This is a genomic window from Bacillus sp. AFS088145, from assembly GCF_002564465.1.
Classification (GTDB): Bacteria; Bacillota; Bacilli; order Bacillales; family Bacillaceae_G; genus Gottfriedia.
In genome coordinates this window covers 1-777 of record NZ_NUUX01000070.1, presented here as the reverse complement: position 1 = coordinate 777, position 777 = coordinate 1, and the positions used below count along the sequence as shown (strand labels likewise).

The following is a 777-nucleotide window of genomic DNA, read 5'->3' as shown; positions in this document are numbered from 1 at the left end:
CGTTAAAAAAAAGAGTAGAGCTAACTAAAAAGCCTAGTGATTACAATTGACTGGATAAAAGTCAGTATCAGTATAGACACTTCCCATACATTTTCATTCGCTGTGGTGCAGCGCGAGCGCTGCATGGGTGGCTAAATGGCAGATTAGTTGAACAAGGAAATCAAGAAATAATATATAATTTAATAAATGGAACAAAAAAATTTAGAGGTGAGAATTAGTGAACTTAAGATTAGACAAAGCGACAGACGTAGATGCACAAGTAATTTTTGATATGCAAGTGAAAGCCTTTATGCCATTGTTAGAGAAATATAAAGATACCGATACGAGTCCAGCAAACGAACCGATTGATAATGTAATTAAGAGAATTAATTATTCAACTGGTGGATTTTATAAAATTTTGCTTGATGAAGTTCTGGTAGGGGCGATTTGTATCTATTGGAAAGAAGAAACACAGTTTTGGATTAGCCCGATGTTTATTTTACCCGAATATCAAGGGATGGTAATTGCTCAAAAAGCTATTGAGTTAATTGAATATCAATTCCCACAAGCAACCACTTGGGAATTAAGGACGATTTTAGAAGAAAAACGTAACTGTTATTTATATGAAAAAATGGGCTATAGCCTGACAGGTGAATCAAAACATTTAAATGAAAATATGACGCTTGTAAGTTATAAAAAAATTTGTTAAATCTTATTGAACTAACTGATGCTTTAGTTGAACAACATGATCGACGATTTGTCGGTCTTTTTTATTGCACTCCCATGAAAATTAAATTC

1 protein-coding gene is annotated in these 777 nt (G+C 33.1%); it reads left to right on the top strand.

The annotated features are described in order from the left end of the window. The first annotated feature begins 271 nt into the window (after positions 1-271). Complete coding sequence (locus tag COI44_RS23645; protein ID WP_483295503.1) at positions 272-688, top strand: GNAT family N-acetyltransferase; 417 nt, start codon at positions 272-274, stop codon at positions 686-688. Positions 689-777 lie beyond the last annotated feature (89 nt).